This window comes from Allomuricauda sp. R78024 (assembly GCF_044596045.1).
In the GTDB taxonomy this organism is placed as follows: Bacteria; Bacteroidota; Bacteroidia; order Flavobacteriales; family Flavobacteriaceae; genus Flagellimonas.
In genome coordinates this window covers 1,214,886-1,236,619 of record NZ_CP138995.1, presented here as the reverse complement: position 1 = coordinate 1,236,619, position 21,734 = coordinate 1,214,886, and the positions used below count along the sequence as shown (strand labels likewise).

At 37.3% G+C, this 21,734-nt stretch carries 20 protein-coding genes; 15 read left to right on the top strand and 5 right to left on the bottom strand.

From position 1 onward, the window contains the following. The first annotated feature begins 2 nt into the window (after window positions 1-2). The 8 genes from SJY44_RS05535 to SJY44_RS05500 all read left to right on the top strand — a co-directional run bounded on the left by SJY44_RS05535 (window position 3) and on the right by SJY44_RS05500 (window position 9,055). Window positions 3-548, top strand: coding sequence for an LptE family protein (locus SJY44_RS05535; RefSeq protein ID WP_396591591.1), 546 nt, complete (start codon window positions 3-5; stop codon window positions 546-548). A gap of 5 nt (window positions 549-553) precedes the next feature. Further along, a complete protein-coding gene (locus tag SJY44_RS05530) occupies window positions 554-1,444 on the top strand; it encodes a hypothetical protein (protein ID WP_298924523.1) in 891 nt (296 codons plus the stop codon). Window positions 1,445-1,454: 10 nt separating this feature from the next. After that, window positions 1,455-1,823, top strand: a complete 369-nt coding sequence (gene secG, locus SJY44_RS05525) for a preprotein translocase subunit SecG (protein WP_298924521.1) — start codon at window positions 1,455-1,457, stop codon at window positions 1,821-1,823. A gap of 145 nt (window positions 1,824-1,968) precedes the next feature. Next, window positions 1,969-2,247: a co-chaperone GroES gene (gene groES, locus SJY44_RS05520; RefSeq protein WP_055396737.1), complete on the top strand. Its 279-nt coding sequence runs from the start codon at window positions 1,969-1,971 to the stop codon at window positions 2,245-2,247. A 21-nt stretch (window positions 2,248-2,268) separates the two neighbouring features. Further along, a complete protein-coding gene (gene groL / locus SJY44_RS05515) occupies window positions 2,269-3,903 on the top strand; it encodes a chaperonin GroEL (protein WP_396591590.1) in 1,635 nt (544 codons plus the stop codon). Window positions 3,904-4,105: 202 nt separating this feature from the next. Beyond that, complete coding sequence (locus tag SJY44_RS05510; RefSeq protein WP_396591589.1) at window positions 4,106-5,299, top strand: glycoside hydrolase family 18 protein; 1,194 nt, start codon at window positions 4,106-4,108, stop codon at window positions 5,297-5,299. A 22-nt stretch (window positions 5,300-5,321) separates the two neighbouring features. Beyond that, window positions 5,322-7,553 (top strand): DUF4838 domain-containing protein, encoded by a 2,232-nt coding sequence (locus SJY44_RS05505; RefSeq protein ID WP_396591588.1) that lies wholly within the window; start codon window positions 5,322-5,324, stop codon window positions 7,551-7,553. 11 nt (window positions 7,554-7,564) lie between these two features. Continuing rightward, on the top strand, window positions 7,565-9,055 hold the full coding sequence (locus SJY44_RS05500) for an alpha-L-fucosidase (protein WP_396591587.1): 1,491 nt from the start codon (window positions 7,565-7,567) through the stop codon (window positions 9,053-9,055). A 64-nt stretch (window positions 9,056-9,119) separates the two neighbouring features. Here the strand turns inward: SJY44_RS05500 and SJY44_RS05495 are convergent, their stop codons facing one another. The 4 genes from SJY44_RS05495 to SJY44_RS05480 all read right to left on the bottom strand — a co-directional run bounded on the left by SJY44_RS05495 (window position 9,120) and on the right by SJY44_RS05480 (window position 12,933). Further along, window positions 9,120-9,827, bottom strand: coding sequence for a heavy-metal-associated domain-containing protein (locus SJY44_RS05495; protein ID WP_396591586.1), 708 nt, complete (start codon window positions 9,825-9,827; stop codon window positions 9,120-9,122). After that, window positions 9,828-10,184: a heavy-metal-associated domain-containing protein gene (locus SJY44_RS05490; RefSeq protein WP_396591585.1), complete on the bottom strand. Its 357-nt coding sequence runs from the start codon at window positions 10,182-10,184 to the stop codon at window positions 9,828-9,830. Window positions 10,185-10,203: 19 nt separating this feature from the next. Continuing rightward, the gene (locus tag SJY44_RS05485; protein ID WP_298924504.1) at window positions 10,204-12,438 is read right to left on the bottom strand and encodes a TonB-dependent receptor; all 2,235 of its coding nucleotides are present in this window, start codon (window positions 12,436-12,438) and stop codon (window positions 10,204-10,206) included. Window positions 12,439-12,522: 84 nt separating this feature from the next. Beyond that, a complete protein-coding gene (locus SJY44_RS05480) occupies window positions 12,523-12,933 on the bottom strand; it encodes an HYC_CC_PP family protein (protein WP_298924502.1) in 411 nt (136 codons plus the stop codon). Window positions 12,934-13,078: 145 nt separating this feature from the next. Between SJY44_RS05480 and SJY44_RS05475 the strand changes: the two genes are divergently transcribed. From SJY44_RS05475 to rodA, 7 genes are all read left to right on the top strand, one after another. Next, window positions 13,079-13,531, top strand: coding sequence for a GAF domain-containing protein (locus SJY44_RS05475; protein WP_298924500.1), 453 nt, complete (start codon window positions 13,079-13,081; stop codon window positions 13,529-13,531). Between the two features lie 92 nt (window positions 13,532-13,623). Beyond that, window positions 13,624-15,156, top strand: a complete 1,533-nt coding sequence (purH, locus tag SJY44_RS05470; protein WP_396591584.1) for a bifunctional phosphoribosylaminoimidazolecarboxamide formyltransferase/IMP cyclohydrolase — start codon at window positions 13,624-13,626, stop codon at window positions 15,154-15,156. A gap of 55 nt (window positions 15,157-15,211) precedes the next feature. After that, window positions 15,212-16,240 carry a rod shape-determining protein gene (locus SJY44_RS05465; RefSeq protein WP_036380166.1) on the top strand — a complete coding sequence of 343 codons (1,029 nt, stop codon included), beginning with the start codon at window positions 15,212-15,214 and terminating at the stop codon, window positions 16,238-16,240. A 64-nt stretch (window positions 16,241-16,304) separates the two neighbouring features. After that, window positions 16,305-17,120 (top strand): rod shape-determining protein MreC, encoded by an 816-nt coding sequence (gene mreC / locus SJY44_RS05460; protein WP_299168149.1) that lies wholly within the window; start codon window positions 16,305-16,307, stop codon window positions 17,118-17,120. Then, on the top strand, window positions 17,113-17,619 hold the full coding sequence (locus tag SJY44_RS05455; RefSeq protein ID WP_298924487.1) for a rod shape-determining protein MreD: 507 nt from the start codon (window positions 17,113-17,115) through the stop codon (window positions 17,617-17,619). The genes mreC and SJY44_RS05455 overlap by 8 nt, the downstream gene beginning before the upstream one ends. Before the next feature lie 56 nt (window positions 17,620-17,675). After that, window positions 17,676-19,544 (top strand): peptidoglycan D,D-transpeptidase FtsI family protein, encoded by a 1,869-nt coding sequence (locus SJY44_RS05450; protein ID WP_396591583.1) that lies wholly within the window; start codon window positions 17,676-17,678, stop codon window positions 19,542-19,544. Continuing rightward, complete coding sequence (gene rodA / locus SJY44_RS05445) at window positions 19,534-20,817, top strand: rod shape-determining protein RodA (protein WP_396591582.1); 1,284 nt, start codon at window positions 19,534-19,536, stop codon at window positions 20,815-20,817. Before SJY44_RS05450 ends, rodA begins: the two co-directional genes overlap by 11 nt. Here rodA and SJY44_RS05440 read toward each other — a convergent pair. After that, window positions 20,814-21,614, bottom strand: a complete 801-nt coding sequence (locus SJY44_RS05440; protein WP_396591581.1) for a DNA/RNA non-specific endonuclease — start codon at window positions 21,612-21,614, stop codon at window positions 20,814-20,816. The genes rodA and SJY44_RS05440 overlap by 4 nt on opposite strands. Window positions 21,615-21,734: the final 120 nt, after the last annotated feature.

Below are 21,734 nucleotides of genomic sequence, written 5' to 3'. Positions count from 1 at the left end.
TTATGGGATTTAAGCATTTGAATATTTTGATAAAGAAAAGTGGTGTGAAGATTGGACTTTTTGCTTTAATACTTAGTTTTTATGGTTGCGGAGCTTATAATTTTTCCGGAGCGGATATTGGCACGGCCCAAAGCTTTCAAGTGAATTTCTTCCAAAATTATGCAGACCAAAGTCCAGGATCTACAATTGAGCCTGGATTAGATAGAGATTTCACCTTGGCACTTCAGGATTTGATCAATAACCTTACCAGCTTATCACTTACAGGCAGCAATGGAGATTTGCTGTACGAAGGAGAAATTGTGGAGTACAGAGTTACGCCTATGACGGCAACAGCAGATCAATTGACTGCACAGAACCGACTTACCATGAGTGTAAATGTCAGGTTCTACAACACCACAAAAGAAGATGCGGATTTTGAACGTCGCTTCTCATTCTTTTTTGATTTTGATGCCGCTGCCGCTTTAAATTCCATACAAAGTGCTGCGCACGAAGAAATTTTTGAACGTATTACACAAGATATTTTTAATGCATCTTTAGGCAATTGGTAGTAAATATGAATGTATCGGATTTCATACAAATTCTTCAAAAATCTAATACCATCCTATCCCCAAAACAAACACGGGCACTGGAAGATATTATTGAAGAATACCCCTATTTTCAAGCAGCTAGGGCGTTGCATTTGAAAGGGCTTAAAAATCTGGACAGTTATAAATACAACAACGCGTTAAAAGTGACGGCCGCCCATACTGCGGATAGAGATGTTCTCTTTGATTTTGTCACCTCCAAAGAATTTATCCAAAATAACATTGCGGATACCATTGCAGGAAGAACAACAAAGCTTGAAGATAAAACAGCAGTATCCGAAGAGATTGAGCCTAATCCAGATATTGAAACCATTTTAGTAGAATCCGAAGAGGTTGCCTTACCTCAGAATATTCAAGATGCTGAACAAATATTGAATCCAGCACTTTTCAAATCAAAAAAAGAAGAAGTTGAAATTTCTTCAGTTGAAAAAGCCAAAGAGTCGGTTCCTGAAATTGACTTGGAGCTAGGAAAACCGATTCCTTTTACCAAAAAAGAAAAACATTCTTTTACAGAGTGGTTGCAACTGGCTTCCAAAAACGCTGATGAGGAAACCCCGAATACAGTAGATAAAAATCTGGAAAAAAAGAAAAAATTTGACCTTTTGGACAAGTTTATCGAGAATAAACCCAAAATTACCCCAAACGAAGATTTAAAGGCTAAAGTCAACATAAAAGAATCCACAAAAATGGATAAAAATGAGTTGATGACAGAGACTTTGGCCAAAGTATATTTGGAGCAAAAAAAGTATAAAAAAGCGATTCAAGCCTTTAAAATATTGAGTTTGAAATATCCAGAAAAAAATGGTTTCTTTGCAGACCAAATTCGGGCGGTGAAGAAGCTTCAGAAAGAAAACGATTAAGACAGAGACAATGAGTACGTTTGCGATTTTTTTAATATTAATTATTGTTGTTTGCCTTTTGTTGATTTTGGTCATTATGGTTCAAAATCCAAAAGGAGGCGGATTATCTTCCTCTTTTGGCGGCAGTGGAAACCAAGTAGTAGGTGGAGTAAAGAAAACAGGAGACTTTTTAGATAAAAGTACTTGGACCCTTGCTTCGCTATTAATTGTACTGATTCTACTTTCCAATGTTTCCCTTAAAGGAAATTACAGTCAGGCAGATTCCAAGTTATTACAGGGAGATGATATTGAGACTACAGTTCCTGAAACGGTTCCGGAGGAAGTTCCAGAACAGGTTCCTGCAACTGACAATAGCACTCCAGCAGATACTATTAACTAGTGTTAATGACAAAACAAATACAAAATGCCAGCTTGAATGACAAGCTGGCATTTTTGTTTTCTAATAATGTCAGTTTTTTTGCAATGGCATAATTTCTGTCCATCATTTCCAGAATTTTTAAAACAAATACCTAAAAAGTAATAATATGGCTAAAGTTAACATCAAACCATTGGCGGACAGAGTTCTTATAGAACCTGTTGAAGCTGAAACCAAAACGGCTTCTGGTATCATAATTCCAGATACTGCAAAAGAGAAACCACAAAAAGGCAAAGTAGTAGCTGTTGGCCCAGGAACTAAAGATGAAGCAATCACGGTTAAGGTAGGAGACACTGTTCTTTATGGCAAGTATGCTGGTACGGAGTTAAAATTAGATGGCTCAGATTATTTGATGATGCGTGAAAGCGACATTTTAGCAATTGTTTAATTAAAAATCAACTAAAGAAAAATGGCAAAAGATATTAAGTTTGATATAGATGCACGTGACGGCCTAAAAAAAGGTGTAGATGCCTTGGCCAATGCTGTAAAAGTTACCTTAGGCCCTAAGGGAAGAAACGTTATCATAAGTAAATCATTTGGTGCTCCACAAGTAACCAAAGATGGTGTTACTGTGGCAAAAGAAATTGAATTAGAGAATCCTCTTGAAAATATGGGTGCTCAAATGGTAAAAGAAGTTGCTTCTAAAACCAACGATTTGGCTGGTGATGGGACCACTACTGCAACCGTTCTTGCTCAGTCAATTGTAAAAGAAGGCCTTAAAAATGTTGCAGCAGGTGCTAATCCAATGGATTTGAAAAGAGGTATTGACAAGGCTGTAGAGGCTATTGTTGAAAATCTATCAAAGCAATCCAAAAAAGTTGGAGATTCATCAGAAAAAATTAAGCAAGTAGCCGCTATTTCTGCAAACAACGACGGAACTATTGGCGATTTGATTGCCCAAGCTTTTGGAAAAGTTGGAAAAGAAGGTGTTATCACGGTAGAAGAAGCAAAAGGAACGGATACTTACGTTGATGTTGTTGAAGGAATGCAGTTTGATAGAGGGTATCTTTCTCCATATTTTGTTACCGATTCTGAAAAAATGATTGTTGATTTAGACAATCCGTACATCCTTTTGTTCGACAAGAAAATCTCTTCAATGAAGGATTTATTGCCAGTATTGGAGCCTGTAGCTCAATCTGGAAAACCTTTGTTGATCATATCTGAAGATGTTGACGGTGAAGCTTTGGCTACTTTGGTGGTGAACAAACTAAGAGGTTCATTAAAAATAGCAGCGGTAAAAGCTCCAGGTTTTGGTGATAGAAGAAAAGCCATGTTAGAAGACATTGCTATTCTAACTAACGGAACTGTTATTTCTGAAGAAAGAGGCTTCTCTTTAGAGACTGCAACTATAGATATGTTAGGTACTACGGAAAGAGTAACTATTGATAAAGACAATACTACAATTGTCAATGGTGCTGGTGTTGCAAAAAACATTAAAACCCGTGTTAATCAAATCAAGGCTCAAATCGAGACTACCACATCAGATTACGATAAGGAAAAACTGCAAGAACGTTTAGCAAAATTGGCTGGCGGTGTTGCCGTACTTTATGTTGGTGCCGCTTCTGAAGTGGAAATGAAGGAAAAGAAAGACCGCGTAGATGATGCTTTGCATGCTACAAGAGCTGCTGTTGAAGAAGGTATCGTTGCTGGTGGTGGTGTGGCATTGGTAAGAGCAAAATCTGTTCTTTCTAAAGTAGATGCAATAAACGCTGATGAAGAAACTGGATTGCAAATTGTTGCCAGAGCTATTGAGTCTCCATTGCGCACCATAGTTGAAAACGCAGGTGGTGAAGGTTCTGTTGTTGTCGCTAAAGTTATGGAAGGCAAAGGGGACTTTGGTTTTGATGCCAAATCTGACAAATATGTTGAAATGATGAAAGCGGGTATCATAGATCCTACTAAAGTAACTCGCGTTGCTTTGGAAAATGCAGCTTCTGTTGCTGGAATGATATTGACCACAGAATGTGCATTGACAGATATTAAAGAAGATGTTCCAGCTATGCCTCCAATGGGCGGCGGCGGTGGAATGCCAGGTATGATGTAATCCCTTTAGGGACCAATAAATATTTTAAAAAAACCGCTCCAAAATTTGGAGCGGTTTTTTTATTGAAATAATTTGAAGTAGAGCTTCTGAGCGATTTTTTAGCTCTAAATCGGTCGTCCATACTTTCTCAAATGTTTTCTGTCTAATAGTTTAGAGCAAAGGGAGTTAATTGATTAATTTTTGATTACAAAATCCCTTTCTCATGAAATACATTAAACTCTTCACTGCCTTTCTTGTTGTATTCCTGGTCGTTTCTTTTGTAAATAGCAAAAAACAAAAAGACGATTCAATTGTGGTAATGGGGTATTATGTTCCAGAAAAAAATTATAGCCCAGATCAACTTCCCTTAGAACAATTAACGCATATCATATTTTCTTTCACCAATGTAATTGATGGCGAGATGAAGTTTAAACATGCCGAAAATGGCAAAAAACTTCACGAATTAGTTGCCCAACGTAAAAAACACCCGCATTTAAAGGTAATGATAGCCTGTGGCGGATGGGGCGCTGATGGCTTTTCAGATATGTCCCATACAGCAGAGAACCGAAAAAAATTCGTGGAAAGTGTAGTCAATTTCAATAGAGAATACCAACTTGATGGACTTGATGTTGATTGGGAATATCCTGCCATACCAGCTGCAAATACAGGAGCAAGACCAGAAGACAAACAGAACTTCACCTTGTTGATGAAAGAATTGCGCGAAGCTCTAAATACCTTAGAAAGAGAGCAGATACTGACGTTTGCATCTGCAGGATGGAAGCGCTATTACAATAACATTGAGATTACGGAAGTTATGAAACATGTTGACTTTATGAATGTGATGACTTACGATCAGGTAGGTGGAAACTCACCTTTTACGGGGCACCATACCCCTTTGGGATATATTAAAGAAGAAGACATTAAAGATACTCCCGCAGCTGAATTTATTGAGAATTATAGGAAATCCCAGAAAGATGGTAGCGGTGATTACGGACCAAGATCAGCACAAAAAATTATCGCTTTTTGTATTGAAAATGGAGTCAAACCTGAACAACTTGTAATAGGTTCGGCTTTTTATGGCAGAGCATGGAAAGGAGTCCCTCCTGTGAATAACGGACTTTACCAATCAAACACAGGCGCGCACATAGGCTGGAGTGGTTATAGTCAAATTAGGAAAGAATTTGAGGCTGACAAAAATTACAAAAGATATTGGGATTCCATTGCAAAAGCACCCTACCTCTATAGCGCAAAGGACAGCATTTTTATAAGTTATGATGATACGGTCTCTGTTAGGCTAAAAACTGAGTATGCATTAAAAAAGAAATTGGGCGGTATAATGTTCTGGCAACTAGGAAACGATACCAAAGATGCCAACAGTCTTTTAAAAGCCATGTACGATGCTTCAATAAAAAATTGACCCATTAATCATCTATCTATCCATGAAAAATAATCTACTTGTCTTACTGCTGAGTTTAGCTTTGCTCTTTGTTTCGTGTTCTAGCGACCAGGTCATATTAGCTGAAAATGGAAAATCAGATTATGAAATCGTCTTCATGGACAATGCTTCCAAGGATCAATACACAGCAGCAGAGCACCTACAAGAATATCTGTACAAAATAAGCGGTGTTCAGTTGATTATTGTAGATGAGAGTTCACAAACTATTGATAAGAAAAAGATTTACGTTGGAAATATCAAAGAAGAGGATTTACAACCGTATGAAATAAAAATTAAAACAGAAAATGAAAATGTATTCATTTCTGGAGGCTCTGACGAGGCCGTCACCAATGCGGTCTTTGAGTTTTTGAACAACTATTTAAACTGCAGATGGTATGCCCCAGGGGTCGAAGAGATACCACTATCCAAAACCATTGCTCTTAATCCCATTGATTATAGGCACATTCCAGAAATAACAACAAGAACAGTACATTCGAAGTTGTTCTATGAAAACCATGAATTCGCGGACCAACAGAAAGTCACCTATGAAGCATTTCCAAAATATGTCCCCGAGGCCAAGGTGCACACCTTTCATAGGTTTATCCCCGAAGAGAAATTCTACGAATCACATCCTGAGTATTATGCATTAAGAGGTGAAAAAAGGCTACCTACCCAACTCTGTCTTACAAATGAAAAAGTTTTGGAAATAGTAAAGGATTCTGTTGCTTCACTTTTCAAAAGAAATCCGACAGCTTCAGTAATTTCAGTAAGCCAGGATGACAACCAACAACATTGTCAATGTAATAATTGCAGCAAAATTGATGAAACAGAAGGAAGCCCTGCCGGCACAATGATTCATTTTGTAAACCAAGTGGCAAAAGCTTTTCCAGATAAGACCATTTCTACTTTGGCTTATCAATATACCCGAAAACCACCAAAAACCCGTCCAGAGCCAAATGTATTGATCACTCTATGCTCCATAGAATGTGACCGCAGTGCCCCCATAGCAGAAAAGTGCACAGATTTTGCAAGTGATCTTATTGGTTGGGGAAAACTGACCAATAATATTCGTATTTGGGACTACACCACACAGTTTACCAATTTCCTGGCTCCATTCCCCAATATTTTCACATTGCAGCCTAACATACAATTGTTTAGGGACAACAATGCCAAATGGATTTTTGAGCAACATAGTCATAATCCAAGTGAACTCTTTGAACTACGCTCGTATGTTACTGCTAAATTACTCTGGAACCCTGATTTAGATATTGAAAAACTGTTAGAAGAATTTACTAACGGATATTATCATGAAGCCGGTCCTTTTATAAAGAAATACGTCTACTTAATTCATTCTAAAATTAAAGAGGACAATGATTTTTTCCTCTTCTTATATGGCGATCCGTCAGAAGCATTTTCATCATATCTGAAACCAGAATTGCTACAGGAATATACACAACTGTTTGATGAGGCCGAAAAGGCAGTTGCACACAAACAAGAAGTAGTGGAAAGGGTTAAAATGGCCCGTTTGGGTGTAGATTACGCAGTTTTGGAAGCTTGTAGAAAAAATATCACTGAAAACTATAGCTTATTGATCGAAGATCAAAACCTCAACAAAACAATCAATCCAATGGTTGTTTCCTTACTGGACAACTTTATAAATACTTCCAGAAAAAACAACATCACTTTGATGAATGAAATGGGTTTTACGGTTAATGAGTACGCATCCAATTATATGTCGGCACTAAAAATTGCCCAAAAACCAAATAAGGCAAAAGGCAAAACAGTTGTTACGTTGACGAAACCTAAGAAATATGCTAATGAAGACCCTTTAGTATTAACAGATGGTGCATTGGGTGGCAGTAGTTTTTACGCAAACTGGCTCGGATATGAAGGCAATGACATGGAAGTGGTGGTCGATTTAGGGGAACCGAAAACCATAAACACCATATCCCTGGCATTTTTGCAAGTAACCAATCATGTGGTGTTCTTTCCTTCTTCAGTAAGCTATTCTGGATCTATGGACAACTCAAATTTTACACAGTTGGGGACACTAAAGAACCCAGATCCTTTAGAAAAAACAAGTAAAGTAAATGATATCCACCATTTTGATTTGGATTTTAAGCCCAGAAAAATTCGATATCTTAAAGTAAGTGCAAAAAATACCGAAACCCCATATTGGCACCACGCTGCTGGGTTACCTTCTTGGGTTTTTGCCGATGAAATTATTATTAATTAAAAAATTCAACAATGAAAAGGAGTTTCAATTTATCATTCTTTATATCTCTAATAACATTCTTGATTTTAATACCTCAAAGCAGTTTCTCTCAAGCAATTTATGAGGAAGAACGTTATGTTCCTGAAACAGACCCATTAGTGCTGAAAAAGTTGGAACAATGGCAAGATCTGAAATTTGGATTATTAATGCATTGGGGCACTTATAGCCAATGGGGCATTGTAGAGTCTTGGTCACTTTGTCCAGAAGAATATGGATGGTGTGAACGCACTAAGGGATCAAATCCCATGGATTATTATACCTACAAGAAGGAATACGAAGGTTTAAAGAAAACATTTAATCCAACTAAATTCAATCCAGATAAATGGGCAAACGCAGCAAAGAATGCAGGAATGAAATATGTGGTATTTACAACAAAGCACCATGATGGTTTTTCCATGTTTGATTCAAAATATACCGACTATAAGGTGACAGATTCTGAAACTCCTTTTTCTACGCATCCAAAAGCCAACATAACCAAAGAGATTTTTAATTCTTTTAGATCACAAGGGTTTTGGGCTGGAGCGTATTTTTCAAAACCAGACTGGCATGAGCCATCCTATTGGGACCCTTATTACCCTCCTCGTGATCGTAATGTAAATTATGAGCCTGAGGCCAATCCAGAAAAGTGGCAAGAATTTGTTGATTTCACCCATAACCAAATTTTAGAATTACTTACAGACTATGGTAAAGTGGATATTCTTTGGCTGGATGGCGGTTGGGTTGCTAAAACCCCTAAATCTTCAATAACCAGCTGGTACGATCAGCAATTGAAAGATAACAAAAATGGTTATCTAAAACATAGAATCATCAACCAAGACATTAAAATGGATGCATTGGTCAAAAAGGCCAGAATCAAACAACCTGGACTAATTGTTGTGGACCGCGCTGTTCACGGTATCAATCAAAATTATTTGACCCCTGAGAATAGAATTCCGGAAAAGCCATTGCCTTATCCATGGGAGTCATGTATTATTGCTGGAGGCTCATGGTCATATTCGTTTAACGCCAAGTATATGTCTGGTCGTGAAGCAATACATACGCTGGTGGATATTGTCGCAAAAGGCGGCAATTTATTATTGAACATTGCTCCAAGCCCAGAAGGGGAATGGGACAAGGATGCCTATAAATTGCTTGAAGAAATAGGAGGTTGGATGGATGTAAACAACGAAGCCATATATGGCACTAGGTCCATGGCACCTTATAAGTTTGATAACATCTGTATTACGTCTAAACCCGATGGTTCCATTTATCTTATCTACCTCACAGAAAAAGATCAGAACGACCTGCCTTCTGAGATAAAGTTTTCAGGATACGTTCCTCAAAAAAATGTTAGAGCAAGAATTCTTGGTTTTAATACAAAACTAAAATGCACATCATCCAAGGGTGGATTGACCATTAAAATACCTGATGACCTAAAACCAAAACTTTTGGACACAAATGCTTTTGTGATAAAATTGAAATAAAACGGGAAACCCTTTTTCAAGACTTAAAACAAAGAACATGAAAAAGGGTTAACTCCATTTTTATTTAGCCTGCAAGCATCCAACCAGCCATAACCAGCATTATTGCATTCTCTATAAAAGTTGCCTCTGTCATTGGGAGTTTTAAAGCAGTTCCCAAACAAGCGCAACGGATACTTTTTTTATCCAATAAGGTTTTAGTAACTCCGATGGTTGTAATACCCAGAACAACAACGGTTACAATTAATGCAAAGGTTATTTTCAATCGCATTAAGAAAAGTAGTCCCAATCCCAACTCTATAAAAGGATATAGCCAACCATAAGCTGGAATCAGTTTTGCCAAAGGATCATACATTGCAAAACTTTCAGGAAAACCTGTCAAATCCAAGAATTTAAAAAAGCTAAAGACTATATAGAACAAGCCCATAAAATCCAGCATTGCTTCACCTGTATTCCAGTCTTTAAAATGCAATAGAGTGGAGGCTCCAAATAGATAAGCAAAAATCAAGAACAAAGGCTTCAATTGCACCCATTTCGACTTTTCCTCAACTGCTACCATAGGTATAACAGAATGTTCTTCCTCTATAGCATATTTGCCTCCCAAAGCAGCCTGCAAAGCACTGGTTGAAAGATGGTGTCTTGATACAATCCTTGCCTGCGCATCTTCTAAGCTTACCTTAACACCTTTAACTCCCTTTGTTTTAGAAAGCTTATTTGAAACCGAAGCAACACAACCTTCACAGGTCATTCCTATGATTGAATACGTTTGTTCCATTTAATGCTTATCACTGTCGTCTGAATTATCCTCACGGTATTTACAACAAGGATGAATTTTGTCATAGGCTTCTTTGGTTGCTTTAAGCTCTTTGGTATCATGCCCAGCTGCAACCAATGCAGTCTTAATCTTCATAGGATCGGTTTTTCTTTCATCTACCACTAAAGACAACTGGTGTGATGGAATATCCCAAGTGGCATATTTGACCCCTGTTACATCCAAGGCAGCTTTTTCTATCCGCATTTTACACATTTCGCATTTGCCATCTACCTCAAAAGCGACCTTTTTATTTTTGTCCTGTGCAAAACCAATTGCCGAAATCAATATGCACGTTATGGTCAATACTATGTTTCTCATTTTTATCTATTTTTAGGTGTTATGATTTAAATCTAAAGCCCGCATAGAGCATTCTTCCAAAAATGGGAGCGTATATGATTGTTGTGTCAAAATTTGTACCAAAAGGGTCTTCAGCGCCCAAAACTGGGTTACTTTGTCTAAAATTAGTTAAATTCTCACCTCCAACATATACCTCAAACTTTTTTGAAAACACTTTTGTCATCTGGGCATTCATTAGGCTATAACCTTCTGCAAAATCACCTAGTTGAAAATCTACTGGATTTGAAGAAGTATTTGGCAAACGCTGTTCTCCCAATGCATGCACAGTATAATCAAATCGCCATTGAGCTCCGTTATCTTTTACCGGTGTATTATACCCAATATTGGCAAAATATCTATGTCTAGCTTGTAATGGTTTTTGTTGAAGTCCTGTCTGAAAATCCGTTTTTACATCATAAAACTTGTATGCAGTTCTCACTTCCAAATTGGGCAGTACTTCATGGTTCAACTCAACCTGTAAACTATTGGCGAAACTCTTTCCTTCCAAATTTGAAAATCTAACCTCTCGGGGATTTTCCCAATCAACCACAATTTGATTGTCAAAATCCGTTCTGTAAAAATCCATCGAAAAGTTACCTGGCCTATCAAACAATGTAAACCCTTGTAAAAAACTTATACCATAATTCATTGCCTTTTCCGCATCAAAACCATAAACATCACCTCCGTTTCCATTAAGTTGAATAGTTCTTGCAGAAGCAAACAACCTTTGATTCTCAGCAAAAATATTTGCAGCTCTTCTTCCCAAACCAAAAGACCCTCTTATGCTGGCCTTCTCCCATGGTGTGTATCGGATATGGAACCTAGGTGTAAAAAAAGTTCCCAATCTGTTATGTGAATCCAATCGCAGACCAGCGGTAAAGCTTAATTTTTCCAAATTAGCATAACTATATTCAAAAAAAGCACCTGCAGATCTATCAACACGTTCAAATTGTTGATTATTTACGAGTTCGTCATAGCCATCATAAGCAAAGGTTAAACCAGTTTTAAATTTGTTCTTTGTATTTCCAATGATTGAATTGAATAAAAAGTTTGAATAAATACTTTCATGGTCAATATCGTACACATTGAAACCGTAGTAAGAATCCTGTTGATGACTGCTATAGGAGGCTTGAAAACCAAAACTTTGAAATGGCAATTCAGGGAAAACGTATCCTAATTTTACTGAGCCATCAACCCTTTTTGTGTCAATCTCGCTACCCCAAGCATTTGTAGTGAATTTATCTGTATCTGGGTTAAAATTAGTCTCGCCTACCTGTTTTTCATCATTTAAGAATCTGACATTAAAGAAACTTACCCATCCTTTCTCCGGGTCTTGGTACTGCCAACGGTTCATAATATTGATTTGATTGGCCAGGGGAGTATCTAAAAATCCATCATCATTGTTATCCACTTCAATATCCCTTCTATTTCCATGAATAAATAATCCAGTGCTCCATTTATCAGACAATTTGGTATTTAGATGTGTGTTCAATTCCAAGCGGCCATTTAAATTGGCATAACCATTAACAAACACAGGGCTATCCGTTAATGGTTTTTGCAGTTCAGTATTGATTTGGCCCGAAATACTTTCATAACCATTTACAACACTACCTGCACCTTTGGTGATCTGAATACTTTCTACCCACGTACCTGGCGTAAAGGTGAGACCATATGTTTGAGAGGCCCCTCTAACCATTGGAATATTTTCTTGGGTAATCAGTAAATATGGACTGGTAAGCCCCAACATCTGAATCTGTTTTGTGCCAGTAAGCGCATCATTAAAATTGACATCGATTGCCGGATTGGTTTCAAAACTTTCGGATAGATTACAACAGGCTGCCTTTAAGAGCTCCGCGCTATTTACTGTAATTACATTTTGAGTGGAAAAAAACGTCTTTTGTACGGCATCTCTCTCCTTTTGCACTACCACCTCATCCAATTGATTGGAAGATTGTAACCAGTGATGTACCATTTTGGGTTCATCAATAGTCAAGGTATCTGTTCTAAAACCAACAAAACTTATTACCAGTTTGTTGTGCTCTTTAAGGTAAGGTATACTGAAAGTTCCATCATTTTTAGTAATGGTTCCAGTTTGAGAATTTAACCAGTATACATTAGCCCCAGCAAGCCCTATATGTTTGTTTTCTATATTGGCCTCCATGACCATGCCCTGAATTTTCTTTTGGGCGCCCACGAGCATTGGAAGACAAAAAAGTACTATTAAAATATTTTTCATTTATATGTATTGAATTTCTACTTGACACTATAAGATGTGTCCTTTGTAGTCCATTGAGGACTTCATTTTAAAAATTCAAAAACATCAAATCAAAAAGACTTGGTCCAAAACAGTTATGTCCTTGACCAAAAGAGGGGGTGGGTATTTTTCGTTAGCAACCGGAAGCTTATCAACCGGAACAAATAAATTTAAATATGAATACGTGAAAGCCACCAGAAAGTCCTGGTGTTCTATTTCTAGATCATACCATGAAAGTTTCAAATCATCCTGCCCAGTAAAAGTAAAGGACTCATCATCACAACAATGATTTTCCATCACTTTATCTCCCATTGTGGCCATGGCCACTTCCATACCGCATTCTTCCGCATCAACAAACAGTGAAATATCCATTACCCTACCCATACAAAAATGCTTGTCCACAGTCCAAGAAACGGTGGAAAGCAATACCATAATGGCAAGCAGTACTGAAGTGATATGATGAAAAACTGTTTTCACAAGAGCAAAATTACGATTTATTTCACTTTAAGGGATTTTAACCTCTTTTCATTAACTAAACTTTAGGCTATCTTATTGTGTAATTTTTAGTCTTTTAAACAGACAAAAAACTTTAAATTAAAATAAATTTGCAAAAAACAATTTCATGTTATCGTCCCTAAAACCCAAAATAACTTCCATCCTAGCGGAAAAAGAAAAAAGCGTAGAAAATCGTTTAACCGAGGTTTGCGAATTGTTGAAAGATTCAATAGCATACTATAACTGGGTAGGGTTCTATTTTAAAAATGGTGATAAGGACGAATTGAAACTTGGTCCATATGTAGGTGAACCTACAGACCATACCATTATTCCATTTGGAAAAGGTATTTGTGGCCAAGTAGCAGTGAGCAATGAGAACTTTGTTGTACCAGATGTTGCTGCTCAGGACAATTACATTGCTTGTAGTATTACGGTTAAAGCAGAAATCGTTGTTCCGTTATTTAAAAATGGGAAAAACATTGGGCAAATCGATATAGATTCCAATACTCCAGATCCATTTACTGAAGAAGATGAACGCTTTTTAGAATTTGTTAATGAAAAAGTAGCTGAAATTCTTTAAAACTAGTGCCATTTTGTTGATAACCCCTCCAACTTTTTAGTAACAAAAAAATTACTTTTGTGTGCTTAATAAATTGATTTTTAACACACAAAATGAACACTGCCAAAAAAGCTTCTGCTGCACTTATTTCCGTTTTTCACAAAGATGGATTAGAACCTATTGTTAAAAAACTTGATGAACTTGGGGTAACCCTATATTCTACAGGTGGAACAGAAAAATTTATTCGGGATTTGGGAATAAATGTAGTCCCCGTTGAAGATGTCACCAGTTACCCTTCTATTTTAGGTGGACGTGTAAAGACATTGCATCCCAAGGTTTTTGGTGGAATCTTAAATAGACAGGACAATGAAAGCGATGTTGCCCAAATGGAGGAATTTGAAATACCTCAACTGGACATTGTCATTGTAGATTTATATCCTTTTGAAAAAACCGTTGCCAGTGGGGCACCCGAACAAGAAATTATTGAGAAGATAGACATAGGTGGCATATCATTGATACGTGCTGCGGCTAAAAACTTTAAAGATGTGCTGTGTGTTTCATCAATGGAGGATTATGAAGATTTCCTTAATGTTATTTCTGAAAGTGATGGTATAACCACACTTGAAGATCGCAAACGCTTTGCTTCCAAAGCATTCAATGTCTCCTCTCATTATGATACTGCTATCTTTAATTACTTCAATCAAAATCATGATGAAGCTGTATTGAAGATAAGCGAACAAAATGGACAAGTACTTCGCTATGGGGAAAACCCACACCAAAAAGGGCTTTTCTTTGGAGATTTTGAGGCAATCTTTACCAAACTGCATGGCAAAGAACTATCCTACAATAATCTTTTAGATGTAGATGCCGCCGTAAACTTAATGGGAGAGTTTAAAAATGATGCGCCCACTTTCGCTATTTTAAAACATAACAATGCTTGTGGTCTGGCAACAAGGGATACCATAAATCAAGCATATGTTGATGCGTTAGCTGGTGATCCGGTCTCTGCTTTTGGTGGTATTCTGATTTCTAATGTTGAAATTGACGCGCCTACAGCTGAAGAGATACATAAATTATTTTGTGAAGTAGTGATAGCACCAAGTTACTCTGCTGATGCTTTGGAAATCCTTAAAGGCAAAAAGAATAGAATCATACTTATTCAAAATGAAGTAGATCTACCGGATACCCTAGTAAGAACCTGTCTCAATGGGGTTTTGGTTCAAGACAAGGATTTTAAAACGGACACGGCAGACGGTTTAACATCTGTAACAGATAAAAAATCTTCTCCTGAAGAAATCGAAGATTTAATTTTCGCTTCCAAACTTTGTAAGCATACCAAGAGCAACACAATTGTTTTGGCAAAAAACAAGCAGCTTTTTGCTAGTGGTACAGGACAGACTTCAAGGGTAGATGCGTTAAATCAAGCCATTCATAAAGCTAAGTCCTTTAATTTTGATTTAGACGGTGCTGTAATGGCCAGTGATGCTTTCTTCCCCTTCCCTGATTGTGTTGAAATTGCTGATAAAGCAGGTGTAAAAAGTGTGATACAACCAGGAGGTTCCATAAAAGACCAACTGAGCATAGATTATTGCAATGAAAATGGACTGGCAATGGTAATGACTGGCACTAGACATTTTAAGCATTAATTTTAGTACTTTAGCCGATAAAATTTACTTTTAATCCAAAAAACCGACACTTTTTATGGGATTTTTTGATTTCATGACCGAGGAAATCGCCATCGACCTTGGTACTGCAAACACCCTGATAATTCATTTAGACAAAGTAGTAGTTGACAGCCCGTCCATTGTTGCCCGAGACCGAGTCTCTGGAAAGATTATAGCAGTTGGTAGGGAAGCCAATATGATGCAAGGGAAAACCCATGAGAATATTAAAACCATACGACCTTTAAAAGATGGTGTAATTGCTGACTTTGATGCTTCGGAAAAGATGATTAATATGTTCATCAAAAATATTCCTGCCTTAAAGAAAAAATGGTTCCCACCCGCCCTTAGGATGGTCATCTGCATCCCTTCTGGAATTACCGAGGTAGAAATGCGAGCGGTAAGAGAATCAGCTGAAAGGGTAAATGGCAAGGAAGTTTATTTAATACATGAACCTATGGCAGCAGCCATCGGTATTGGATTGGATATTATGCAGCCTAAAGGAAATATGATTGTGGATATAGGTGGTGGTACCACAGAAATTGCGGTGATTGCTCTTGGTGGAATTGTTTGTGATAAATCAGTCAAGATTGCAGGTGATGTTTTTACCAATGATATTATCTATTATATGAGAACCCAACACAATTTATATGTTGGAGAAAGTACCGCAGAAGCTATAAAAATTGAAATTGGTTCCGCAACCGAGGATTTAAAATCTCCACCGGATGACAAGTCAATCCAAGGAAGAGACTTATTGACCGGAAAACCAAAACAAGTGCAGGTTTCATACAGAGAAATTGCCAAAGCACTTGACAAAAGTATTTTAAGGGTTGAAGATGCCGTAATGGAAACATTATCGCAAACGCCTCCTGAGCTGGCTGCAGATATCTACAATACTGGTATTTACTTAGCTGGTGGAGGGTCTATGCTAAGAGGATTGGATAGAAGACTTTCGCAAAAAACTGATTTACCCGTTTATATTGCAGAAGACCCATTAAGGGCTGTTGTAAGAGGTACGGGTATAGCACTTAAAAATTTAGAGCGATATAAAAGTATATTAATAAAGTAGTTCGGTTTTTATACCGTTTAATGGCCATTTGAAAGTTTATTAACTTTCCTAATGATACGATTGCATGCAGCGCATCATCAATTTTATTCTAAGTTACAGAAATGCATTTCTCTATGGCTTTCTTATGGTTATTTCCCTTGCGCTAACCATTAGGACCCATTCATACCATCAATCTAAGTTCTTCAATTCATCCAAATGGGTAATGGGCAATGTGTATGGCACAGCCTCCAATATTTCATCCTATTTTGGACTACGTGAGGAAAACAATAGGCTTCTTGAAGAGAATGAGCAACTGCGAAAATTACTTTTTAATCCTCAAAAAGAACCCGTTCAAGAGAAGGACAGTATTTTCAAAGATTATGAGGTAATTACTGCTAATCTAATAAAAAACAGCTTTTCCTCCCCAAGAAACTATGTCACCATAGACAAAGGGGAAAATCATGGTATAGAGCAGGATATGGGTGTAATTACCACTAAAGGAATCTTGGGAATTGTTGAAAATACTTCTTCAAAATTTGCTACAGTACAGAGCGTACTTAATACAAAATCCAATATTAACGCCAAGATAAAGAACACGAATTATTTTGGTTCATTAATTTGGGATGTGCAAGATTATAAGGTTGTACAGCTCATTGACATCCCCAGACTAGTTCCTTTGGTTGTTGGTGATACTATTGTTACAGGAGCAATGTCCAGTATTTTTCCCGAAAACATTCCTATTGGTGTCATCAAAAAATATGACCTAAATGCTTCTAGAAGCTTTTATAATATTGATGTTGAATTATTCAACGATATGGCCAATATTAAGAATGTCTATCTCATAAAGAACATGAACAAGGAGGAAATTAAAAAATTGGAGGCAAAAACCGCAGATGAATAGCAGCTTAATCTTAAATGGTTTTCGATTTATACTACTTGTCTTGACCCAAGTATTAATTTTCAACACCTTGAACTTCCTTGGCTTTATAAACCCCTTGGTCTATGTTATTTTCCTTTACTGGTTTCCCATTAAAGGAAATAGAGCTGTTTTTATGCTGACTGCATTTTTTCTAGGGCTAATGATCGATATTTTTTCAGACTCCATGGCATTGCATGCCATTGCTTCATTGACCGTAGCCTACATAAGGCCAGTGATTATGCGTTTTTGTTTTGGGGTAAATTATGAATTTCAAAACTTTAGTTTTAAGAATACCACCAAAGTACAGCGCATTACGTTTTTAGGCCTATTAGTATTAATACATCAAGTTGTTTTCTTTTCATTGGAAATTTTAAGTATATCCCACTTCCTACTGATTTTGAAAAAGGTTTTTGCTACTGGAGTTGTAACTTTGATTTTATGTACGCTGTTTAGTTCACTTTTTAGCCCACAAAGCGAATAAAAAGACTACTATTTCGTTGAAATACATAAGACTAAGCTCGTCTAATTTTATTGTCTATGAAAAAACTGCTGTTATCTTCCATTATTGTCATGATAGGATTCACCTTTATCGGTAGGCTTTCCTATTTGCAACTTTTTAGTTTTTCTCCAGATCAAACTTTGGAAGACCCAGCAATTAAAGCAATTTATGATTACCCAGAGAGAGGTTATGTATACGATAGAAACGGTGAGCTTATGGTGGGAAACCAACCTGCCTATGACATTATGTTCATACCTCGTGAAGTTAAGCCATTAGACACTCTGGAATTCTGTAATCTCCTTGGGATTGATAAACCTGCTTTTATTGAGAAGCTGAGGAGGGCTAGAATATATTCCCCAAGACTCCCATCCGTTCTTGTACCCCAACTTTCAAAAGAAGATTACGCAAGACTTCAAGAAAAAATGAGGCACTATGTTGGTTTTTATATTCAGAAGAGATCTTTGCGTTTTTATACCACAAACAGTGCCGCTAATGTATTGGGTTACATTAGTGAAGTAAATGAAGGAGACTTGTTAAACAATCCTTACTATGTAGCTGGAGAACTAAAAGGTCGTACAGGTATTGAAAAGCAGTACGAAGAAATTCTTAGGGGAAGAAAAGGCGTTAAGTTCATCCAAAAAGATCGCTTTAATAGGGATATTGGCCCCTACAAAAATGGAAAGCTGGACACACTACCTGAGCAAGGAAAGGAAATCCATATCACCTTGGACAAAAAGCTACAAGAGTATGGGGAAAGATTGATGAATGGCAAAAGAGGTGGAATTGTAGCCATTGACCCTAAATCCGGTGAAATTTTGGCCATGATATCAGGACCAACTTATGACCCTGCACTGTTAGTGGGCAGACAGCGGTCTAAAAATTACAGCAAGCTACATTATGATACTATTTCCAAACCCACTTGGGATCGTTCCATATTAGCCCAACCTTCACCAGGCTCTCCTTTTAAAACGATGAATGCCTTGGTAGCATTACAAGAGGGTGTTATAGACCCAAGCACAAAATTTAGATGCTACAATGGTTTTTATGTGGGCAGTCAAAAGAAAGGGTGCCATTGCGGAGGCGGTGTGCGCGATATGAACTCAGGCATATACCAATCTTGCAACGCCTACTTTGCAGGTACTTTCAGAAAAATCTATGAAAAATACCCAACTACTGATGAAGGTATGGATGTTTGGGAAAAACATATGAAGAGTTTTGGCCTTGGGGGTTATTTGGGCACAGATATTCCAACTGGGGCACCTGGTAGAATTCCAGGCAAAGCTTTCTATGACAAATGGTATGGTGATGGCAGCTGGGCTTCTTCAACAATTATCTCCAATGCCATTGGTCAAGGTGAGGTTGCCGCTACACCATTACAACTGGCCAATATGACAGCGGCAATTGCAAATAGGGGGTACTTTTACACACCTCATATCATTAAAAATATTGGGAATACAGGTGCTATCGACTCTAGATATACTGAACCCCACCAAACCACCATAGATAAAGAGCACTTTGAGCCTGTTATTAAAGGTATGGCCAATGTATATAAATATGGAACTGGGCGATGGGTTCAAATACCAGATATTGAAATAGCTGGAAAAACAGGTACTGTTGAAAATTTTGTAAGAGTTAATGGAGAACGCATGCAACTTACAGATCATTCTGTTTTTGTAGCTTTCGCTCCAGTTGAAAATCCAAAAATAGCCTTAGCCGTTTATATTGAAAACGGATATTATGGTTCTCGATATGCTGGACATATTGCTTCCCTGCTCATTGAAAAATACATAAAAGGTGAAATCACCAGAAAAGATTTAGAAAAACGAATGCTGGAAAAGACATTGGAACACGAATATGCCAAGCCATATAGTGGAGAACCTTTCAAGATAAATGAATATGTCTGGTAAAGGGCTTTTTGGAAGATTAGATTGGCTTACGGTTTTTCTTTATGCATTTTTGGTCTTGATTGGATGGGTCAATATTTATTCTACGACATTAAGCGATCCAAATGCTTCACTTTTTGACTTTTCTACACTTTATGGAAAACAACTATTCTTTATAGGATTGGCCTTTGCCGGGATTATTCTTGTCCTTTTTATTGAAACCAATTTTTTTGAACGCTTTGCATCCATTTTCTATATTATATCAATGGTCCTGCTACTTGGACTTTTTGTCTTTGGAAAAACCATTGCTGGAGCCACATCTTGGTACGATTTGGGGTTCTTTAACCTACAGCCTTCCGAGCTGGCCAAGGTTGCCACTGCGCTGGCATTAGCCAAGTATTTAAGTGATATTCAGACAGATATAAAAACCCGGAAGCATCAGATGTATGCTTTGATAATTATTTTGTTGCCGGCACTTCTAATTTTGCCACAGCCTGATCCAGGAAGTTCCCTTATCTACTTTTCGCTCTTTTTTGTGCTCTTTAGAGAAGGCTTTCCATTGTACTATCTTGGAATTTTGTTGACCATGGTTGTTTTATTTGCCACCACATTGATGTTTGGAACAGTTTGGGTTGCCATAGGATTGGCAATTCTGACTACCTTAATATTTATCTTTAAAAGGAAGTCAACAAAGATTCCCATTTTGCCATTGGCTGGAGTTATTACCATTTCTATTCTGTTCTCATTATCTGTTGGTTTTGTTTATGAAAACGTTTTTGAGCAAAGACACCGCGACCGTTTTGCCCTATGGCTCAGTCTGGAAAAAGACGAGAAGAAATTAGAGGAAATAAGAAAAACTATTGGTTACAACACATACCAATCTGAAAAAGCAATAGAATCTGGCGGGTTCTTTGGAAAAGGATTTTTGGAAGGTACCCGAACCAAGGGAGATTTTGTTCCAGAACAACATACGGACTACATTTTTAGCTCCGTGGGAGAAGAATGGGGCTTTATGGGAACGGTTACCGTAATTCTGCTTTTTTCCTTTTTCTTTTTACGGTTGATTTTTATTGCTGAAAGACAGAAAAATGATTTTAGCCGAATGTTTGGTTATGGGGTGATTTCCATATTGTTAATCCATTATTTTATCAATATTGGAATGGTGATCGGATTACTCCCCACAATAGGGGTTCCCTTGCCATTTTTTAGTTACGGAGGTTCTGGATTGATATTCTTTACGATGCTACTTTTTATCTTTTTAAAGCTAGATTCCAATCGTTTAAAAGACGGTATTTAAAAACGCCAACCGGAAGCATTTACTTTTCCTTCCACCTTTTGTTGCCAAGTTTCATCTTGATTTTCAAAAAAATCAATGGAGGTTATTCTTTCTAGTTCATCGATAGGAATCAAAAAACTATCCAACTCCGCCTTACTTTCTTTGTTTGGCATTAAAAAGGAAAGAACGTCTATAGAGTCTCCATTCTTTTTGAACACCACTTTGTAGAAAGCGTCGGGAACATCCACATCCTCTTCTCCTATTTCTTCCAACCCATTTTCCAAAACACCTCCGGTAATCACAACTAGGTCTCCATATTTTTTGCACCAATAGCGGACCTGTTGTTCCAATCGGTTCCATACTCCAGCATTAAATTCCCGGTCTTGAGGGCTTATATTGCTCGTATAAAAAGTTTCATTGTACGCATATTCAGAAAATCGCCTATCGCCAGCCGGACAAAGGTGACCTCTATCATAGCCAGAGCCTCTATAATTTTTCCAATCAGCGGATTTTGTCCTGACCTTTGGGTCTTCAATAAAGTAAGGTCTTCTTCTATCATCTTGTGTTAAATGACTTTTCTTAAGTTCATAGGCGACCCACTCTGCTTGTTCATATGGTTCATTGTAAGAAAGCATAAAATATTCATGTTCTACAATAGTTCCAGTGGTTGAACTTGGTAAAAACCCCGAATCCACAGGTGTAGTGTCTGTCTTGTTATTTGGGTTTGAATAGGTATCTGGGGTATAAAAATTCTCAAAGACCCAGAAACCCACCACACAAACTATAAAGAGTAGGGTATATATGGTTTTGTTTTTCATTTAGCTATAGCTTTCTTTTTCAAGTTTAAGAAATATATAATTATTGTCTGTATATTCTTATATTGGTTATTAACTATATTCATTTGTTGACAACATTTTTAATCTCCTTTGGGAGCTTCT

Bases quoted from the DNA above. Each gene is read 5' to 3' on its own strand.
- SJY44_RS05535 (WP_396591591.1), top strand. From the start codon at position 3: ATGGGATTTAAGCATTTGAATATTTTGATAAAGAAAAGTGGTGTGAAG.
- SJY44_RS05530 (WP_298924523.1), top strand. From the start codon at position 554: ATGAATGTATCGGATTTCATACAAATTCTTCAAAAATCTAATACCATC.
- secG (WP_298924521.1), top strand. From the start codon at position 1,455: ATGAGTACGTTTGCGATTTTTTTAATATTAATTATTGTTGTTTGCCTT.
- groES (WP_055396737.1), top strand. From the start codon at position 1,969: ATGGCTAAAGTTAACATCAAACCATTGGCGGACAGAGTTCTTATAGAA.
- groL (WP_396591590.1), top strand. From the start codon at position 2,269: ATGGCAAAAGATATTAAGTTTGATATAGATGCACGTGACGGCCTAAAA.
- SJY44_RS05510 (WP_396591589.1), top strand. From the start codon at position 4,106: ATGAAATACATTAAACTCTTCACTGCCTTTCTTGTTGTATTCCTGGTC.
- SJY44_RS05505 (WP_396591588.1), top strand. From the start codon at position 5,322: ATGAAAAATAATCTACTTGTCTTACTGCTGAGTTTAGCTTTGCTCTTT.
- SJY44_RS05500 (WP_396591587.1), top strand. From the start codon at position 7,565: ATGAAAAGGAGTTTCAATTTATCATTCTTTATATCTCTAATAACATTC.
- SJY44_RS05495 (WP_396591586.1), bottom strand. From the start codon at position 9,827: ATGGAACAAACGTATTCAATCATAGGAATGACCTGTGAAGGTTGTGTT.
- SJY44_RS05490 (WP_396591585.1), bottom strand. From the start codon at position 10,184: ATGAGAAACATAGTATTGACCATAACGTGCATATTGATTTCGGCAATT.
- SJY44_RS05485 (WP_298924504.1), bottom strand. From the start codon at position 12,438: ATGAAAAATATTTTAATAGTACTTTTTTGTCTTCCAATGCTCGTGGGC.
- SJY44_RS05475 (WP_298924500.1), top strand. From the start codon at position 13,079: ATGTTATCGTCCCTAAAACCCAAAATAACTTCCATCCTAGCGGAAAAA.
- purH (WP_396591584.1), top strand. From the start codon at position 13,624: ATGAACACTGCCAAAAAAGCTTCTGCTGCACTTATTTCCGTTTTTCAC.
- SJY44_RS05465 (WP_036380166.1), top strand. From the start codon at position 15,212: ATGGGATTTTTTGATTTCATGACCGAGGAAATCGCCATCGACCTTGGT.
- mreC (WP_299168149.1), top strand. From the start codon at position 16,305: ATGCAGCGCATCATCAATTTTATTCTAAGTTACAGAAATGCATTTCTC.
- SJY44_RS05455 (WP_298924487.1), top strand. From the start codon at position 17,113: ATGAATAGCAGCTTAATCTTAAATGGTTTTCGATTTATACTACTTGTC.
- SJY44_RS05450 (WP_396591583.1), top strand. From the start codon at position 17,676: ATGAAAAAACTGCTGTTATCTTCCATTATTGTCATGATAGGATTCACC.
- rodA (WP_396591582.1), top strand. From the start codon at position 19,534: ATGTCTGGTAAAGGGCTTTTTGGAAGATTAGATTGGCTTACGGTTTTT.
- SJY44_RS05440 (WP_396591581.1), bottom strand. From the start codon at position 21,614: ATGAAAAACAAAACCATATATACCCTACTCTTTATAGTTTGTGTGGTG.